Raw genomic sequence first — 15,925 nt, 5'->3', positions numbered from 1 at the left:
TGGTAGGCGACGCGCCGAGCGAGGACGCAACGCAGCCATCAGGTCGCGCAGCCAGTTCAGCGACCGCCCATGATCGCGATGTAGTCCTGGGTCCAGCGGCTATAGGGCACGAACTTGCCGCCCTCGGCCTGCGGGGTTTTCCAGAAGGCGATCTTGTCGAACTGGTCGTACCCGTTGGTGGCGCAACCGCTGGCGCCCAGGAGTTCGCTGTTGGTGCAGCCCTTGGCGACCACGGGCAGGGAGCCGAACCAGGCGGCCAGGTCACCCTGGACCTTGGGCTCCAGCGACCAGTTCATCCATTTGTAGGCGCAGTTCGGGTGCTTGGCGTCGACATGCAGCATGGTGGTGTCGGCCCAGCCGGTGACCCCTTCTTTCGGGACCACGGTTTCAACCGGCTGCTTCTCGGCTTTCAGGGTGTTGGCCATGTAGCCCCAGGTGCTGGAGGCGGCCACGCCTTCGTTCTTGAAGTCGCTCATCTGCACGGTCGCGTCGTGCCAGTAGCGGTGCACCAGCTCATGCTGCTGGCGCAGCAGGTCGAGCACGGCGGTGTACTGCTCTTCGGTCAGCTGGTAAGGGTCCTGGATGCCCAGTTCCGGTTTGGCGGACTTCAGGTAGAGGGCGGCGTCGGCGATGTAGATGGGGCCGTCGTAGGCCTGTACGCGACCCTTGTTCGACTTGCCGTCGGCCAGTTGCTGGGGTTCGAAGACCACCGCCCAGCTGTCCGGCGCCGTCTTGAACAGGTTGGTGTTGTACATCAGCAGGTTCGGTCCCCACTGATAGGGCGTGCCGTAGTGCACGCCATCGACCGTGTGCCAGGGGGCGTTCTGGAGGCGCTCGTCGAGGGTTTTCCAATTCGGGATCAGCTCGATGTTGATCGGCTGCACGCGCTTGCCGAACACCAGGCGCAGGGAAGCGTCGCCGGAGGCCGTGACCAGGTCGTAGCCGCCCTTGGCCATCAGGCTGACCATCTCGTCGGAGGTGGCAGCGGTCTTCACGTTGACCTTGCAGCCGCTGTCTTTTTCGAACTGGGTGACCCAGTCGTAGTTCTTGTCCGACTCGCCGCGCTCGATGTAGCCGGGCCAGGCAATGATGTCGAGCTGACCTTCGCCGGCGCCGACCTGCTTCAACGATTCGGCGGCCTGGGCTGAAGCGCTGAGGCAGGCGCAGCTGACGGCGAACGAAAGGAATAGAGGGTTGAGCGAAGGCATTATCGACTCCTGTTGTACATGACGTGCGGAGCCTGTTCGGCGGAACTGGCATGCCGTCGGCGGTGAGCTGAAAGCGAGCCGAAAAACACGGTCGCTGCTCGCATTGAGCAGCGTAGTTCGGGGCTTTGGGGCTGACAAGGAAGGGGCGCGGGCGCATTCCTGTGGGGGCGAATTCATTCGCTGACCGGACCGCAAGTTCGGCCCTCGGGGGCAACTGCGTTGCCCATAGCGAATGAATTCGCCCCCACAAAGCACCGGCCTCACGTGGACCGCATCAGTAATGCAGCGTCGCCTCCCCCTTGCGCCAGTTGCAGGGACAGAGTTCCTCGGTCAGCAGGGCATCTAGCAGGCGCAGGGTTTCCTGCGGGTTGCGGCCCACCAGCAGGTCGTTCACCGAGACATGCCGGATGATGTTGTCCGGATCGATGATGAAGGTGGCGCGCAGGGCGACACCTTCGCGGCGATCGATGATGCCGAGGGCGCCGGAGAGTTCATGCTTGATGTCTGCCAGCCAGGGAAAGCTCAGCCCTTTCAGGTCCTTGTGGTCGCGGCGCCAGGCAAGGTGGACGAACTCGCTGTCGGTGGAGGCACCGATCAGCAGGGTGTCGCGGTCGTTGAACTGCTCCAGCAGGTCACCGAAGGCCTTGATCTCGGTCGGGCAGACGAAGGTGAAATCCTTGGGCCAGAAGAACAGCACCTTCCACTTGCCGAGAAAGCTGTCCTGGTTGACTCGCTTGAAGGCGTGTTCAGGGCTGGCGGCGTGTTCCGAGTCATGGTCCACCGCCAGCATGTCGAATACCGGCAGCTTGTCTCCAATGGTGAGCATGGCAGGGGTGCTCCGGAGCAGAGGGAGGCATCGGGATAGAACAAGTATGGAAGGCTCCGGTGACCTTGGAAAATGTGCCGGGGCCATGCCGCCCATGCGGGACCTGAATGAGTTCGCCCCTACAGGCACCGCAGGCTGGGGTTCCAGGCAACTAGGGCGCCACCTTCCTCCCGGACATGTGCTTCAGGTAGCCGATCAGCTGCCCCAGTTCCTCATCGGTGATGGCTTCCTTCGAGAACCCCGGCATCTTGCCTTCGGGCCAGCGGCGCAGGCTTTGCGGGTCGCGGATGTAGCGGGGCAGGAAGTCGCCGGCGAGGTATTCGGTGGGGTTGTGGGGGATGTTCAGGTCCGGTCCGAACTGGGCGTCGCCCGCGCCATTGAGGCGGTGGCAGGCCAGGCAGTTCTTCTGGAACTGGGCGAAGCCGGCCTTGACCTTGGCGGTGGCATCGTTGGCCGGCAGCAGGGCGGGAAAGCGTTCGGCCACCGACGGCAGGTAGCGGATGCGCGCCACCTGGAAGGGCCACTGCTCCGGGCCGATGCGGGCAGCCTTGGGATCGGTCCAGACCAGATAGAAGGGGCCGGCGCTGGGCTTTCCGGCGGCGAGTGGAGGCCAGGGGCTGGCCGGGTCTTCGATGGCCAGCCAGGCCTGGGAACCGTCCTTGGCCAGCAGCGGCGCGGCGGTAAGCTCGGCGGCAAAGCCGTCCAGCGCCACGGCCTGCAGGTGCTGCTCCGGCGTCACGCCTTCGAGCAGCGCGGCGAGCGGAATAGCGCGATAGCGCATGGTCTTCTTGTAGGAAACGTCATCCGGAATGGTCACCTCCCTGGCCTGAGGATGGGCGAGCAGGGCACCGGTCTCCCAGGTGCGGGAGCCGCCAGGCAGGTCCAAGGTCAGCTCGGCGGCGTGGAGTGGGGGAATGCAGAACAGCAGTGCGAGCAGCGCATTGCGCATCGATCAGTCCTTGTGCAGGGCGGTTTTCAGGTCCAGGTAGCCGCCGCCATTGATCACGCGACTGTAGCCCAGGTCCTGCAGGGTGTCCTGGGCGATACTGGCGCGGCGACCGCTGCGGCAGTAGACCACTATGGGGGTGTTCTTGTCCGGGGCGACTTCGGCGATTCGCTGGCCAATTTCTTCATAGCCGATATGGCGCGCGCCGGGGATTTCGCCCTGGGCGATCTCTTCCGGGGTACGGACATCGATGAGGACAGCATCGGGGTGCTGCATGGCCTGGACGGCAGCAGCCTGGTCGGTTTCGCCGGCAGCGGCGGGAATGCTCAGGGAGAGGGCAAGAACAGCGAGGAGGTTACGCATGATGGCGGCTCGTTCTTGAGGCGTGTCCGGGCAAGCTAGCACAATTGCCCAAGGTGGGTGCGGGCCGTTAGGATCGCGGCTTTCCGTCATAACCAGAGCTTTTTTCGGCGCCCGTTCAGGGCACCAGTAGCTCTTAAGGAGTGGCCGTGCTGGCCGAGTTGTTCGCAGTCATGGCCCCGGTGCTCATCGCCGCCGGCCTGGGTTACGGTTGGGCCCGCTCGGGGCAGCCCTATCCCACGGAATTCATCGCGCGCCTGGTGCTGAATATCGGCACGCCGAGCCTCGTGCTCTCCACCCTGAGCCGGACCGAGATCGACCGCCATGCCTTCGGCCAGCTGGCCATCGCCTGCCTGCTGGTCATGCTGGCCATGGGGCTGGTCGGCATCCTCTTCAGTCGGGTGTTCCGCCAGGACTGGCGCATCCTGGTGCCGGCCTATCTGTTCCCCAACTCCGGCAACATGGGCCTGCCGATTGCCCTCTATGCCTTCGGCGAAAAGGGCCTGGCGCTGGCGGTGGCCTTCTTCCTGGTATTGTCGGTCGGGCATTTCAGCCTGGGCCTGCTGCTTTCCGGCAGCGAGCGTTCGCCGAAGAAGCTCCTGGCCAACCCCATCATCATCAGCCTGGCGCTGGCCTTGCCGCTGGTGATCTGGGACCTTCACCTGCCGCTCTGGCTGGCCAACACCATCAGCCTGCTGGGCGGCATGACCATTCCGCTGATGCTGCTGACCCTCGGCGTGTCCCTGGCCAGCATTCGCGTGCATCACCTGGGCAACGGCATGCTCCTGGGGGCGCTGCGGATCCTCTGCGGTGCCGCCATCGGCTGGCTGGTGGGCTGGGCGCTCGGCCTGCCGCCGCTGGCCCAGGGCGTGCTGGTAATGCAGTCGTCCATGCCGGTGGCGGTGTTCAACTACCTGTTCGCGGTGCGTGCGGGACGTTCGCCGGAGGCGGTGGCGAGCCTGGTGATGTGCTCGACGCTGCTGTCCTTCGCGCTGATTCCGCTGCTGCTGGCATGGTGGCTACCCGCGCTGCGTTGACCGCAATGGCGGCACGCAGCACAGGACGACCAGATGACAGGTGACGATCAGCTGACCAGTCGGGTCAGGTTGGGAAGGATGAGAATGACGGTGGTGGCAAAGACGATCAGGCTCGCTTGCCGCATTTTCGGCTGCTTGAACATGGCCAACTGCCTTTGTTGTTGTTGGAGGCGCGTCGGTCAGGGCTCCCTACGGCCGGCCCGGAACCTCGCCTTCCCCCGTGGCTATTGACGAAACACCACCCCGGCAAATCCCGGCGGTGGCCACTTGCATTTCAAACTCTAGGGCCGGCATCACATCGCACTTATATCGGTTGGGAACTAGTGCGCCGGTGTTTGTAATGTCCGGCTATTGAGCGTGGCTGATGGCCATTGATCGGCCCCGAAGCCAGACACCTCCCTTTCTCCTTGGCCAGCAACTGGCCATCAGCCGACCGTTCGTCTGAGCGCAGCGGTCAATGGGGCTGAGCACTTCCGTCATTGAGCCCTTGGACTATAGCGATAAGGTAGCCGCAGCCTGCCGGGACACCGGCAACCCACGTACAAGAACAACAGGCACCCGTGGTGCCACCCAGCTGCCTCAAGAGGACGCCATGACCGAAGCATTCATTTTCGACGCGGTGCGCACACCCCGCGGCAAGGGCAAGAAGGACGGCGCTCTGCACAGCGTCAAGCCGGTCAACCTGATCGCCGGGTTGCTGCGTGCCCTGGCCGAACGCAATGACCTGGACACCAGCCAGGTAGACGACATCGTCCTCGGCTGCGTGACCCCGGTGGGGGACCAGGGCGCCGACATCGCCAAGACCGCCGCACTGGTGGCCGACTGGGACGAGAGCGTTTCCGGCCAGCAGATCAACCGTTTCTGTGCCTCGGGCCTGGAAGCGGTGAACCTGGCGGCGATGAAGGTGCGTTCCGGTTTCGAGGACCTGGTGGTGGCTGGCGGCGTGGAATCCATGTCCCGCGTACCCATGGGCTCCGACGGAGGCGCCTGGGCCATGGACCCGGAAACCAACTTCCACACCAGTTTCGTGCCGCAGGGCATCGGTGCCGACCTGATCGCCACCCTGGAAGGCTTCAGCCGCGCGGATGTCGACGCCTTCGCCCTGCGCTCCCAGCAGAAGGCCGCCAAGGCCCGCTCCAGCGGCGCCTTCAGCAAGTCCCTGGTGCCGGTCACCGATCAGAACGGCATCGTCCTGCTCGACCACGACGAATTCATCCGCGCCGACTCAACCCTCGAAGGACTGGGCGCGCTCAAACCCAGCTTCGAGATGATGGGACAGATGGGCTTCGACGCCACCGCCCTGCGCAAGTACAGCCAGGTCGAGCGCATCGAGCACGTGCACACCCCAGGCAACAGCTCCGGCATCGTCGACGGCGCGGCCGCCATGCTCATCGGCTCCGCCGCCAAGGGCAAGGAGCTGGGCCTCAAGCCCCGCGCACGCATCGTTGCCACGGCGGTCACCAGTACCGACCCGACCATCATGCTCACCGGCCCGGCGCCGGCCACCCGCAAGGCCCTGGCCAAGGCCGGCCTGAGCGTGGCGGACATCGACCTGTTCGAGGTCAACGAAGCCTTCGCCTCGGTCGTCATGAAGTTCATGAAGGACATGGGCGTGCCGGAAGAGAAGGTCAACGTCAACGGCGGGGCCATCGCCATGGGCCATCCGCTGGGCGCCACCGGCTGCGCCATCCTCGGCACGCTGCTGGACGAGCTGGAGGCGCGCAACCTGCGCTACGGCCTGGCCACGCTCTGTGTCGGCGGCGGCATGGGCATCGCCACCATCATCGAACGAATCTGATCTGTTTGCAGGAGCGAGCTCTGCTCGCGAAAGGCGCCCCTCTGAGGGTGTTCGCGAAGAAGCCCGCTCCTGCGGCGACGCATGGGACATAAGAAATGACAGACGCCATCCGTTACGAAAAAGGCCAGGACAATATCGTTGTCCTGACCATGGACATGCCCGGCCAGAGCGCCAACACCATGAACGCGGTGTACCGCGAGGCCATGGGCAAGGCCGTCGAACGCCTCGAAGCCGAGCAGGACAGCATCGCCGGCGTGATCATCACCTCGGCCAAGAAGACCTTCTTCGCCGGCGGCGACCTCAATGAGCTGATCAAGGTCACCAAGGCCCAGGCCAGCGACTTCTACCAGATGGTGCTGGGGCTCAAGGGCCAGCTGCGCCGCCTGGAAACCCTCGGCAAGCCGGTGGTGGCCGCCATCAATGGCGCTGCACTGGGGGGCGGCTGGGAAATCTGCCTGGCCTGCCATCACCGCATTGCCCTGAATGACAGCAGCGTGTTGCTGGGCCTGCCGGAAGTCACCCTCGGCCTGCTGCCGGGCGGTGGCGGCGTGGTGCGCATGGTGCGCCTGCTGGGTATCGAGAAGGCGCTGCCGTACCTCGCCGAAGGCCGCAAGGTACGCCCGGAGCAGGCCCTCAAGGCCGGCCTGATCCACGATCTGGCGCAGACGCCGGAGGAGATGCTGGCCAAGGCCCGCGCCTGGATCGCCGCCAATCCCAAGGCGGTGCAACCCTGGGACGCCCCCGGCTACAGGATTCCTGGCGGCACTCCGTCCAGCCCCGCGATGGCGCAGATGCTGGCCATCGCCCCGAGCGTGCTGCGTGACAAGACCAAGGGCTGCTTCCCGGCGCCGGAGAAGATCATGTGTGCCGCCGTCGAAGGCGCACAGGTCGACTTCGACACCGCCCAGCTGATCGAGGCGCGCTACTTCACCGAGCTGACCACCGGCCAGGTGGCGAAGAACATGATTGGCACCTTCTGGTTCCAGCTGAACGAGATCAATGCCGGCAGCTCCCGTCCCAAGGGCCCTGCGCCCTACGTGACGAAGAAAGTCGGTGTACTCGGCGCCGGCATGATGGGCGCGGGCATTGCCTACGTTTCCGCCATCGCCGGTATCGAGGTGGTGCTCAAGGATGTGTCGGTCGAGGCGGCCGAGAAGGGCAAGGCCTATTCCCAGGGCCTGCTCGATCAGCTTGTCAGTCGCGGTCATATGGCCGCCGAGAAGCGCGATGCCATCCTCGCCCGCATCAAGCCGACCGCCAGCGAAGCCGACTTCGACGGCTGCGACCTGATCATCGAAGCCGTGTTCGAGAACCGCGAGCTGAAGGCCAGGGTCAGCGCCGCCGCCGAGGCCGCGGCGCTGCCGGATGCGGTGATCGCCTCCAACACCTCGACCCTGCCGATCACCGGCCTGGCCCAGGCGGTGGCCCGTCCGGAGAAGTTCATCGGCCTGCATTTCTTCAGCCCGGTGGACCGCATGCCGCTGGTGGAGATCATCCGTGGCGAGAAGACCTCGGACGAAACCCTGGCCCGTGGCTTCGACTACGTGCTGCAGATCAGGAAGACCCCGATCGTGGTCAACGACAGCCGCGGATTCTTCACCTCCCGTGTATTCGGCACCTTCACCAACGAAGGCATCGCCATGCTGGGTGAAGGCGTATCGGCGGCGATGATCGAGAACGAAACCCGCAAGGCCGGCATGCCGGTGGGGCCGCTGGCGATTTCCGATGAAGTCTCCATGAGCCTGATGACCCACATCCGCAGCCAGACCATCGAGGACCTCAAGGCCGAGGGCAAGGTGATGCCGCAGCATCCGGCGTTCGCCGTGATCGACCTGATGGTCAACGAATACAAGCGGCCGGGCAAAGTGGCGGGTGGCGGCTTCTACGATTATCCGGCGGGTGGCAAGAAGCGTCTCTGGCCGGAGCTGAAGGCGCGCTTCGAGAAGGCCGACCGGCAGATCCCGCAGGAGGATGTGCGCGATCGCATCCTCTTCATCCAGGCCATCGAAACCGTGCGTTGCGTGGAGGAGGGCGTGCTCCACTCCGTGGCCGACGCCAATATTGGCTCCATCTTCGGTATCGGCTTCTCCGCCTGGACCGGTGGCGTGCTGCAGTTCATCAACCAGTACGGCCTGCGCGACTTCGTTGCCCGCGCCCGCTACCTGGCCGAGCAGTATGGCGAGCGCTTCGAGCCGCCGGCGCTGCTGCTGGACAAGGCGGCCCGGGGGGAGTTCTTCTAGGTCCTGCGACGCATAAAAAACCGGCTCACTGTGAGCCGGTTTTTGTTTGCGCGCCGCGGGTCGTGCCTGGGCGAAGCGGCTTTCACCGCTTGCCCCTTAACCCATCCAGACGCAGTTGCCCGTTTCCAGGCATTCCAGCATGAAGGGCTTGGGGAGCTGCGGCAGGTTGCGCTGCGGCGGGTTGCTGGAATGGCCGCGCAGGGACAGTTCGGTAGTGATGCCACGGCTGATGTTGTGATTGGCTTCGATGTTCTTGGCGACCGCGCCGACCGAGCCATGGGCGCAGCCGATCAGCGAGAAGCCGTTGGTCATGACGGCCAGGGCGGTGAGGAAATAGAGCCGGTTCCGTTGCTGTTTCATCGTCGTGATCGCCTGTCCCTGTCATTAGCCCTGGTGTCTGCCGCTCGGCTTCTTCTGGCTGGCCAGCAGCACCGGGATGCTCTGGCTGAGTTGCTGGTAGAAGCTCATCGATGCGTCCGTGGGGCTGACGCCGATGCGTCCGCGCTCGTAGCCGAAGCTGACCGCGAGCACCACCATCACCACGACGAAATACAGGCCGAGGCTGGCGAGGGCTCCGTTGCGTGCGGACTTGATGGTGGGGTTGCTCATGACTGGACTCCGCGACCGGGGGACTTAGGGTGGGCGTAGAGTCGCGAAAATCGTTTCGATAAAAAAACGACCTTCAGGCATGGTAACTATCGATGGAAGCAATAGTTCGCCGGGGCACCGTCAATTTTACTTGACGTGCTCGGGAAGCCCCGCGTTAGAGCGGTGTGCTCTCGCGAGCTCCGAGGGGCGCGAGAAGCGCTGGAGCTGTCTATCGGACCGTTGGACGCAGGCTATGGATAGCTGGACCAGGCGGTATTTCAATCACATCGGCGCTGTGTTAAATAAAACGCACATTTCCACCACACAGAGCCTCAGCGCATTTCAGGAACCATGAGCTAATGCCACTTCGCATCTGCATTCTCGAAACTGACATTCTCCGCCCCGAACTGATCGATCAATACAAGGGCTACGGCCTCATGTTCGAGCAGCTGTTCGCCAAGCAACCGATTGCCGCGGAATTCAGTGTCTACAACGTGGTGCAGGGGCATTACCCGCCTGAGGGCGAGAAGTTCGACGCTTACCTGGTAACCGGCAGCAAGGCCGATTCCTTTGGGACCGACCCCTGGATCCTGAAGCTCAAGGAATTTTTGCTGGAGCGTTATGAGGCGGGCGACAAGTTGCTGGGGGTCTGCTTCGGCCACCAGTTGCTGGCGCTCCTGCTCGGCGGCCGCACCGAGCGCGCGACCCAGGGCTGGGGTGTCGGTACTCACAGCTACCAGCTGAAGCAGAAACCGGAATGGATGACCCCAGCGCTGGACAACCTGACCCTGCTGATCAGCCACCAGGATCAGGTCACGGAATTGCCGAAGGGCGCCACGCTGCTGGCTTCCAGCGATTTCTGTCCGAACGCCGCGTACCACATCGGTGATCAGGTGCTGTGCTTCCAGGGCCACCCGGAATTCGTCGCGGACTACTCCCGCGCCATTCTGGACCTGCGCCAGGACTTCCTGGGCGATGAAGTCTACAAGCAGGGCGTGAGCAGCCTGGACCGCGATCACCAGGGCACCGCCGTTGCCGAATGGATGATGCGTTTCGTAGCCCGCGACCACGCCGCCTGATCTTCGCGTCACCGATGAAAAAGCCCGCCACATGAGATGGCGGGCTTTTTCGTTGGGCTTGTCCCGGCTGGACGACGCGTCGCCTTACAGCCATCCGTAGTGCTTGAAGCTGGCATAGAGCGCCGTGCAGCCGGTCGCGATCAGCCCCAGCACCCCGAAGTAGCCGTAATCCCAGGTCAGCTCCGGCATGTTCTGGAAGTTCATCCCGTAGATGCCGGCGACGGCCGTGGGGAAGGCGAGGATGGCGGCCCAGGCGGCGAACTTGCGCTGTACCACGCTCTGGCGCGACGACTCCAGCAGCAGGCCGATCTCGATGGCGTGGTCGGCCATTTCACGCAGGCCGGTGAGGTCTTCCAGCAGGCGCTTGACGTGAATGGCGATGTCGCGGAAGTAAGGCCGCATGTGCTTGTCGATGAACGGGAAGTCCAGGCGCTGCAGCTCCTCGCAGATTTCCCCCATGGGGCCGATGTAGCGGCGCAGGCGCAGCAGGTCGCGGCGCAGGCAATGGATGCGTTCGACATCGGCCTGGCCCAGCGGGCGCTCCAGCACGTTCTGCTCAATTTCCTCCAGCTCCGAATGGAAGCTGTCCATCAATGGCCGGTAGTTCTCCATCACGAAGCTCAGTAGTGCGTAGAGCACGAAATCCTCGCCATGTTCGAGCAGCAGCGGGCGGGCTTCGCAGCGTTGGCGAACGCGGGAGTAGGGCGCGGATTCGCCATAGCGGGCGCTGATGATGTAGCCGTTGCCGGCGAACAACTGGGTCTCGATGAACTGCAACTCGCCATTCACCTCGATCGGCGAGTAGACCACCAGGAACAGGGCATCGCCGAAGGTTTCCAGCTTGGGCCGGGTGTGACGCGTGAGGGCGTCTTCCAGGGCCAGTTCGTGCAAGTCGAACTGCCGCTGCAGGTTGCTAAGCTCCTCTGCGCCGGGGTCATGCAGACCGATCCAGACGAAGTGCCCAGGCTTGCTGGCCCATTCCAGGCCTTCATCGAGGGTTATGTCGGTGACTTTCCGGCCCTTGGCGTACACAGCGGCGGCAACGACTCGACCCATGGTTCAGCGGTTCCTTCATCCGTTGTTGGGGAATGTGTCGCGGAGCTTAACGTGCTTGATCCTCTGAGTCTTGCCGTAGCCCGGGGTTCCGCAATGGCAGGCCTGGAGCAGTTGCTCTAGATTGAGCACGTCCCTCGATCGAAACAAGGAGAACAAGGTGACCGAGGCTTTCGGTTTTTCCTCAGGACGGTTCCACTGCCCTTATCGCGTCTACCGCTCGGCCGTTTCCGGGCCGGTACTGATCCTGCTGCCGGCGCTTGGCGTGGCGGCATGCAAGTACGAGCACTTCGCCCTTGGCCTGGTGGCCGCCGGCAACCACGTGCTGGTGGCGGATTGGCCCGGCCAGGGCGAAAGCGGCCCGCGGCCGAACCGGCGCCTGGATTACGGTTACCGCGACCTGGTGGAGGAGTTCGTGCCGAGCCTGCTGGCGGTCGCCCGCGAGTACTTCCCCCATAGCCGCCCGGTGCTGGTGGGGCACAGCCTGGGTGGGCATGTCGCAACTCTCTACGCGGCTGCCAACCCTGCTGCCGGGGTCTCAGTAGTGGGCATCGCCTGCGGCAACATCCACTACCGCAACTGGCAGGGCAGGCATCGGTTGCTGACGCCCGGCGTCTCGCTGATCTTCAACCTGCTGACAGCGGTGTTCGGCTACCTGCCGGGCAAGGTCATCGGCTTCGGCGGCCATGAAGCGCGCGGCCTGATGCGGGAGTGGGGACGGGTGGCCTGGAGCGGCAACTTCGACCACCTCGGGCTGGCGCTGCATCCCGCGCGAATCAATACGACGCCCTCCCATTACATCGGCCTGATCGGCGACCCCTTCGCCCCGGAAGCCTCGACCCGGGGCCTGGCGGCGCTGGTCCAGGAGCGGCCTTCCGTGCACATGCTGCCCTCGCCAAGACCCGCGTCCGAGAACGCCCACAGCGCCTGGCTGCGCGCGCCGGCAACCGTGGTGGAAGCCGTTGTGAGCGGCTTGGCGCAGTACACCAGACATCCCGCCGCCGGTCAGTCGGTCTGAACAGTCTTTCTACGAGCGCTGGGGTCAGGCCAGGTGCTGCTTGTCCTGCGCGATGGCCGCGTCCAGGGTTTCCAGGAGCGCCTTGCGCACCTTGAGCTTGGTGTTGCGGTGGGCGGTCATGTTGATCTTCTTCAGTTGCAGGGCTGCGCCACGCGCAGCCTCCTGCAGATGCTCGATCGGCACCACCTTGTCGAGGAAGCCGGCATCCACTGCGCCCTGCGGGTCGAACATCTCACCGTTGATCACCGAGCGATGGAAGGCCGACTTGCGCAGGCGATCGCGAGCCAGCTCGATGCCCACGTGGTGCATGGTCATGCCGATCTGGACTTCGTTCAGGCCAATATTGAAGGGGCCCTCCACGCCGATGCGGTAGTCCGCGGACAGCAGGATGAAGGCGCCCTTGGCCACGGCATGGCCCGGGCAGGCGACGATGATGGGGTAGGGGTGCGCCAGCATGCGGCGAGCCAGGGTGGAACCGGCGGTGACCAGGGCGACGGCGTTCTGCGGACCGGACGTCATTACCTTCAGGTCATAACCGCCGGAAAGGATGCCCGGCTGACCGGTGATGATCACGATGGCGCGATCCTGTTCGGCGCGATCCAGCGCGGCGTTGAAAGCAGCGATCACATCCGGGGAGATGGCATTCACCTTGCCGTTGCAGAGGGTCAGGGTGGCGATGCCGTCTTCGAGTTGGTAGGAGATCAGCTCAGTCATGGCAGGTTCCTTGTTAAGAAGTGGGCCGACGTTACTCAGCGCCACCGTGGAGGTAAAGGACTGAAACTGACTGGCGAGTCAGCCTGCGCGGCCCTCTGCGTTTGCCTCCCAGCAACGCGCCCAAAGCCCCCTGCTGGCCCCTTGACAGCGCCCGGCGAAAAAGGCAGGAGAAAGAGTTTTTCATAAACGCATGAAATTTATGAAAAAAGTGTTTGCATTCCGAAAAGCACTCCACTAAATTAGCGCACCTCGACGGGGCCAACGCCTCGAAGAGATCCCGGTGAGGTGTCCGAGCGGTTGAAGGAGCACGCCTGGAAAGTGTGTATACGGGAAACCGTATCGAGGGTTCGAATCCCTCCCTCACCGCCACTTTTCGATTCAAGCAAACCCCTGATTTTCCTAGCGAAGTCGGGGGTTTTTGCTTTCTGGTGTTTGGGGTTTAGGGCAAATTTAGGGCAAAAACAGCGCTTTCCATGCCGCTAGGCGCCGCTCTGATCCGTCCGAAAGCCCATCATCTGCGACACCATCCCCGCCATGCTGCGGGTGTCCGACGGAATCCACCGGCCATAGTGCTTCTTCACCATGGTGGTGTCGGTGTGCCCGAGCTGGCGCGCCACCCATTCGACCGGCACGTAGCTCGACAGCGCCTGGCTGGCGAACGTGTGGCGGCATTGGTTGGGGCCCCGATGGCGGACGCCGGCCCGTTTCAGGTGCCCGGTGAACCAGCGGCCGACGCTGGAGGCGTGCCAGGGCTCGCCACTCACCCCATTGCGGAACACGAACTTCACGTTCTCCCGCTTCTTGGTCACGTTGTCGCGTTGCACGACCTCCACCGTCACCGCCGGCAACTCGCCCGTCTCGTCGAACTGCTTACGCAGGTACTCGATTGCCGGGTCAATCAACTCCACCAGCCGGACCCGGCTCTTCTCCTTCGGAACCTTGTATTCCGACTCCACCCTGGCGCGCCGCACCATGGCCGTCCCTGCCTCCAGATCCACATCATCCCAGCCCAAGCCAATCAGCTCCGACACCGAAAGCCCCGCCCAGCAGTCGAACAGGATCATCGTGATGTCCTGCTGCCGGGTGGTTTCCACCTTGGCGATCAGGTCCAGTTCCTCACGGGTGAACGGATCGGCGGAATCGTCATCGTGGTCGCGCTCGACGTTCTTCACCCGGTCCAGCGGATTGCTCTTCAGGATGCCGTCGCCATAGGCATCGGCCCAGACGCCCCTGACCACGGTGAAGATGTCGTTGACCGACTTCGGCGACAGGCCGGACTTGAGCAGCTGCGCCTGGAACAGCTCCAGGTCGCTCTTGCTCACGTCGACGATGCGCCGCGGGCCGCCCCACTTCAGGACGTGCTTGGCCTTGTGGCCGTAGTTGCGGCTGGTGCTGCTGGCCTTCTTGGCGACCTGCACCTCCAGCCAGCGCTCCACCCCGTCCTTGACGGTACGGTTGATGCGGGGCCCGCCGGTACCGGAAAACATTGCCGCCCGGGGTGACTCCGGGAAGTGGGCGGCATAATCGAAGCGGCCTTCCTTGATCTCGGCCAGGATCGTGCGCCGCTTGTTGTCGGCGTAGGCGATCGAGGCCTTGTTGATCTTGACGATACCGGGGAGCGGTTCACGGAAGCGCTGGCCGTTGAGCATGAACCAGATGCGCAGCTGCTTGCCGTTGAACTCGACCCCGGTGGGCAGCTTGTCTGTCATGGCTTGCCTTCCATCCAGGCCTCGATGGCCTTCTTGTTGTAGACGATGCGCCCGGCGGGGTCCCAGCGCCAATGCTTGCCTTCCAGCCAGAGGCCGCCGCTGCGGTACTTGCGCGCCGCCTCGGTGGAGATGCCGAAGGTGTGGAAGAGCAGTTCCTGGCGAAACCAGGCGCCCGGGGAGATATGGAGATCGAGTTTCTCTGCTGCGGACATAGGAATGCCTCCGCCGACTCTCGCCGGCAGCTGGTGGGGTAGGTGGGGAAGGGGTGGATCAGTCGTATTCGTCCCAGCAGGGGCGGCACAGTGGGCGCCTGCCTCGCTCGATGGCATCGATGCTGGACCGGGCAACCCAGCGCCATTTCTCCACGAAGCGACCGCAGTCACGGCAGTTTGCGTGGTAGTCGACGGCCTTCCGTTCAGCGATCTCGCGCTCGTGCCGCTCGACGTCCCGCCGGTAGGCTTCGTTTTCATTGGCCAAGCGTGCCGCTATCTCCTGATCGGTCTGGCTGAAGAAGTTGTCAGCGATGATCACGGCTTCACCTCCTTGGTAGCCTTGGCCTGCCGATCCGCCTCCCAGAACTTCATGATCTCCTGCAGGCCCTCGTCCACCGGCTTTATCTCGCGGTCGAAGTAGGCCTGGGCGTCGGTTTCGTCCTCGGGCGGCAACTCGCCAGGGCCCGCCAGGCTGTTGAATATCCAGACCATGGCCGCCTCAGAGCCCTTACCGTGCTCCTGCTCGATCAGCGCCGAGCGCATGGCGAGGATGTAGCGGCCGAACAGCAGGTCCATTTCCCGGATGCGCATATGAGCGCGCTCAAGATCCTTTGTCTTGGCCGCCAGCTTTCCATTGAGGACGATGGCGCAGCTGTGCATGCCGTTCTCATAGCCGCAGGTGGAACACGGGGCGGGCCTGGAACTTAAGGCCGGCTTTCCTGCTCCGACACGCCCCGGGCAGTCTGGCGCGTGTCTTTCGGGGGCTGCGCTGAATCCGGCCGGGCAGTTGCACAACGTGTGTTTGCCGATCACGACTGCTGCTCCTTCCGCTCATAGGCGGCGGTGAACTCGGAAATTTCGGTGCTCAGGTCCTGGGCCAGGACGCTGGAGTGGTTGAGGTGGTTCTTGGCGCGCTTGAGCAGGGCGATGGCCTGGGCCAGGGGATGGTCGGTCAGCAGGGCTTCGGTCTTCTGCTGGAAGGCGGAGGGCTGCATGCTGGTGGTCATGGTATCGATCTCCCTATCTCGGCGGCAGCGCGGACGATGGCACGGCGGGTGGCGCCACAGGGATCGCCGTTGTGCAACATAGAAGCCGCAGCCCCAGGGCTGTTGCCACTGTCGCGCTCATACCAGGCAT

At 64.0% G+C, this 15,925-nt stretch carries 18 protein-coding genes and 1 tRNA gene; 6 read left to right on the top strand and 13 right to left on the bottom strand.

Going from position 1 to position 15,925, the window contains the following annotated elements; translation table 11 throughout:
- Positions 1 to 56 precede the first annotated feature (56 nt).
- The 4 genes from ydcS to ACFW0B_RS11270 form a co-directional block, all read right to left on the bottom strand.
- Positions 57 to 1,208, bottom strand: coding sequence for a putative ABC transporter substrate-binding protein YdcS (gene ydcS / locus ACFW0B_RS11285; RefSeq protein ID WP_449148078.1), 1,152 nt, complete (start codon positions 1,206 to 1,208; stop codon positions 57 to 59).
- 274 nt (positions 1,209 to 1,482) lie between these two features.
- On the bottom strand, positions 1,483 to 2,034 hold the full coding sequence (locus ACFW0B_RS11280; RefSeq protein WP_449148076.1) for a peroxiredoxin: 552 nt from the start codon (positions 2,032 to 2,034) through the stop codon (positions 1,483 to 1,485).
- Positions 2,035 to 2,185: 151 nt separating this feature from the next.
- Positions 2,186 to 2,983: a cytochrome c gene (locus tag ACFW0B_RS11275; protein WP_449148074.1), complete on the bottom strand. Its 798-nt coding sequence runs from the start codon at positions 2,981 to 2,983 to the stop codon at positions 2,186 to 2,188.
- Between the two features lie 3 nt (positions 2,984 to 2,986).
- A complete protein-coding gene (locus tag ACFW0B_RS11270) occupies positions 2,987 to 3,343 on the bottom strand; it encodes a rhodanese-like domain-containing protein (RefSeq protein WP_449148072.1) in 357 nt (118 codons plus the stop codon).
- A gap of 146 nt (positions 3,344 to 3,489) precedes the next feature.
- Here ACFW0B_RS11270 and ACFW0B_RS11265 point away from each other — a divergent pair, with 146 nt between their 5' ends.
- The 3 genes from ACFW0B_RS11265 (at position 3,490) to ACFW0B_RS11255 (ending at position 8,415) form a co-directional block, all read left to right on the top strand.
- A complete protein-coding gene (locus ACFW0B_RS11265) occupies positions 3,490 to 4,377 on the top strand; it encodes an AEC family transporter (protein ID WP_449148070.1) in 888 nt (295 codons plus the stop codon).
- Between the two features lie 592 nt (positions 4,378 to 4,969).
- Entirely contained in the window at positions 4,970 to 6,175 is a 1,206-nt protein-coding gene (locus ACFW0B_RS11260) for an acetyl-CoA C-acetyltransferase (RefSeq protein WP_449148068.1), read from the top strand.
- 95 nt (positions 6,176 to 6,270) lie between these two features.
- Entirely contained in the window at positions 6,271 to 8,415 is a 2,145-nt protein-coding gene (locus ACFW0B_RS11255) for a 3-hydroxyacyl-CoA dehydrogenase NAD-binding domain-containing protein (RefSeq protein ID WP_449148066.1), read from the top strand.
- Between the two features lie 96 nt (positions 8,416 to 8,511).
- On the opposite strand, the gene ACFW0B_RS11250 is transcribed toward ACFW0B_RS11255, so the two are convergent.
- Together ACFW0B_RS11250 and ACFW0B_RS11245 are read right to left on the bottom strand one after the other, a co-directional pair.
- Positions 8,512 to 8,775 carry a hypothetical protein gene (locus tag ACFW0B_RS11250; RefSeq protein WP_449148064.1) on the bottom strand — a complete coding sequence of 88 codons (264 nt, stop codon included), beginning with the start codon at positions 8,773 to 8,775 and terminating at the stop codon, positions 8,512 to 8,514.
- Positions 8,776 to 8,799: 24 nt separating this feature from the next.
- Positions 8,800 to 9,024, bottom strand: coding sequence for a hypothetical protein (locus ACFW0B_RS11245; protein WP_449148062.1), 225 nt, complete (start codon positions 9,022 to 9,024; stop codon positions 8,800 to 8,802).
- A 338-nt stretch (positions 9,025 to 9,362) separates the two neighbouring features.
- On the opposite strand from ACFW0B_RS11245, the gene ACFW0B_RS11240 reads away from it, so the two are divergent.
- Entirely contained in the window at positions 9,363 to 10,082 is a 720-nt protein-coding gene (locus ACFW0B_RS11240) for an amidotransferase (protein ID WP_449148060.1), read from the top strand.
- An 84-nt stretch (positions 10,083 to 10,166) separates the two neighbouring features.
- On the opposite strand, the gene ACFW0B_RS11235 is transcribed toward ACFW0B_RS11240, so the two are convergent.
- Positions 10,167 to 11,138 (bottom strand): magnesium and cobalt transport protein CorA, encoded by a 972-nt coding sequence (locus ACFW0B_RS11235; protein WP_449148058.1) that lies wholly within the window; start codon positions 11,136 to 11,138, stop codon positions 10,167 to 10,169.
- Positions 11,139 to 11,295: 157 nt separating this feature from the next.
- On the opposite strand from ACFW0B_RS11235, the gene ACFW0B_RS11230 reads away from it, so the two are divergent.
- Positions 11,296 to 12,153, top strand: coding sequence for an alpha/beta fold hydrolase (locus ACFW0B_RS11230; protein ID WP_449148056.1), 858 nt, complete (start codon positions 11,296 to 11,298; stop codon positions 12,151 to 12,153).
- A gap of 24 nt (positions 12,154 to 12,177) precedes the next feature.
- Here the strand turns inward: ACFW0B_RS11230 and ACFW0B_RS11225 are convergent, their stop codons facing one another.
- Positions 12,178 to 12,867: a crotonase/enoyl-CoA hydratase family protein gene (locus tag ACFW0B_RS11225; RefSeq protein WP_449148054.1), complete on the bottom strand. Its 690-nt coding sequence runs from the start codon at positions 12,865 to 12,867 to the stop codon at positions 12,178 to 12,180.
- Positions 12,868 to 13,146: 279 nt separating this feature from the next.
- Here ACFW0B_RS11225 and ACFW0B_RS11220 point away from each other — a divergent pair.
- A tRNA-Ser gene (locus ACFW0B_RS11220) sits at positions 13,147 to 13,236 on the top strand.
- 110 nt (positions 13,237 to 13,346) lie between these two features.
- Here ACFW0B_RS11220 and ACFW0B_RS11215 read toward each other — a convergent pair.
- Genes ACFW0B_RS11215 through ACFW0B_RS11195 form a run of 5 tightly spaced genes read right to left on the bottom strand, consistent with a single transcriptional unit; the run spans position 13,347 to position 15,795 of the window.
- The gene (locus tag ACFW0B_RS11215; protein ID WP_449148052.1) at positions 13,347 to 14,576 is read right to left on the bottom strand and encodes an Arm DNA-binding domain-containing protein; all 1,230 of its coding nucleotides are present in this window, start codon (positions 14,574 to 14,576) and stop codon (positions 13,347 to 13,349) included.
- Positions 14,573 to 14,788, bottom strand: a complete 216-nt coding sequence (locus ACFW0B_RS11210) for a DNA-binding protein (protein ID WP_449148050.1) — start codon at positions 14,786 to 14,788, stop codon at positions 14,573 to 14,575. Before ACFW0B_RS11210 ends, ACFW0B_RS11215 begins: the two co-directional genes overlap by 4 nt.
- 58 nt (positions 14,789 to 14,846) lie before the next feature.
- Entirely contained in the window at positions 14,847 to 15,107 is a 261-nt protein-coding gene (locus ACFW0B_RS11205) for a hypothetical protein (RefSeq protein WP_449148048.1), read from the bottom strand.
- On the bottom strand, positions 15,104 to 15,601 hold the full coding sequence (locus ACFW0B_RS11200; protein WP_449148046.1) for a hypothetical protein: 498 nt from the start codon (positions 15,599 to 15,601) through the stop codon (positions 15,104 to 15,106). The genes ACFW0B_RS11205 and ACFW0B_RS11200 overlap by 4 nt, the downstream gene beginning before the upstream one ends.
- Entirely contained in the window at positions 15,598 to 15,795 is a 198-nt protein-coding gene (locus ACFW0B_RS11195) for a hypothetical protein (RefSeq protein ID WP_449148044.1), read from the bottom strand. The genes ACFW0B_RS11200 and ACFW0B_RS11195 overlap by 4 nt, the downstream gene beginning before the upstream one ends.
- Positions 15,796 to 15,925: the final 130 nt, after the last annotated feature.

Source organism: Metapseudomonas phytobenefica, from assembly GCF_043392685.1.
In the GTDB taxonomy this organism is placed as follows: Bacteria; Pseudomonadota; Gammaproteobacteria; order Pseudomonadales; family Pseudomonadaceae; genus Metapseudomonas.
Note: the sequence above shows the minus strand (reverse complement) of the source record. Positions and strands in the feature narration are given on the sequence as shown.

Excerpts from the sequence above, each read along its gene's own strand:
- ACFW0B_RS11225 (WP_449148054.1), bottom strand. The coding sequence starts at position 12,867 with ATGACTGAGCTGATCTCCTACCAACTCGAAGACGGCATCGCCACCCTG.
- ACFW0B_RS11260 (WP_449148068.1), top strand. The coding sequence starts at position 4,970 with ATGACCGAAGCATTCATTTTCGACGCGGTGCGCACACCCCGCGGCAAG.
- ACFW0B_RS11250 (WP_449148064.1), bottom strand. The coding sequence starts at position 8,775 with ATGAAACAGCAACGGAACCGGCTCTATTTCCTCACCGCCCTGGCCGTC.
- ACFW0B_RS11195 (WP_449148044.1), bottom strand. The coding sequence starts at position 15,795 with ATGACCACCAGCATGCAGCCCTCCGCCTTCCAGCAGAAGACCGAAGCC.
- ACFW0B_RS11275 (WP_449148074.1), bottom strand. The coding sequence starts at position 2,983 with ATGCGCAATGCGCTGCTCGCACTGCTGTTCTGCATTCCCCCACTCCAC.
- ACFW0B_RS11280 (WP_449148076.1), bottom strand. The coding sequence starts at position 2,034 with ATGCTCACCATTGGAGACAAGCTGCCGGTATTCGACATGCTGGCGGTG.
- ACFW0B_RS11210 (WP_449148050.1), bottom strand. The coding sequence starts at position 14,788 with ATGTCCGCAGCAGAGAAACTCGATCTCCATATCTCCCCGGGCGCCTGG.
- ACFW0B_RS11235 (WP_449148058.1), bottom strand. The coding sequence starts at position 11,138 with ATGGGTCGAGTCGTTGCCGCCGCTGTGTACGCCAAGGGCCGGAAAGTC.
- ACFW0B_RS11255 (WP_449148066.1), top strand. The coding sequence starts at position 6,271 with ATGACAGACGCCATCCGTTACGAAAAAGGCCAGGACAATATCGTTGTC.
- ydcS (WP_449148078.1), bottom strand. The coding sequence starts at position 1,208 with ATGCCTTCGCTCAACCCTCTATTCCTTTCGTTCGCCGTCAGCTGCGCC.
- ACFW0B_RS11245 (WP_449148062.1), bottom strand. The coding sequence starts at position 9,024 with ATGAGCAACCCCACCATCAAGTCCGCACGCAACGGAGCCCTCGCCAGC.
- ACFW0B_RS11270 (WP_449148072.1), bottom strand. The coding sequence starts at position 3,343 with ATGCGTAACCTCCTCGCTGTTCTTGCCCTCTCCCTGAGCATTCCCGCC.
- ACFW0B_RS11240 (WP_449148060.1), top strand. The coding sequence starts at position 9,363 with ATGCCACTTCGCATCTGCATTCTCGAAACTGACATTCTCCGCCCCGAA.
- ACFW0B_RS11215 (WP_449148052.1), bottom strand. The coding sequence starts at position 14,576 with ATGACAGACAAGCTGCCCACCGGGGTCGAGTTCAACGGCAAGCAGCTG.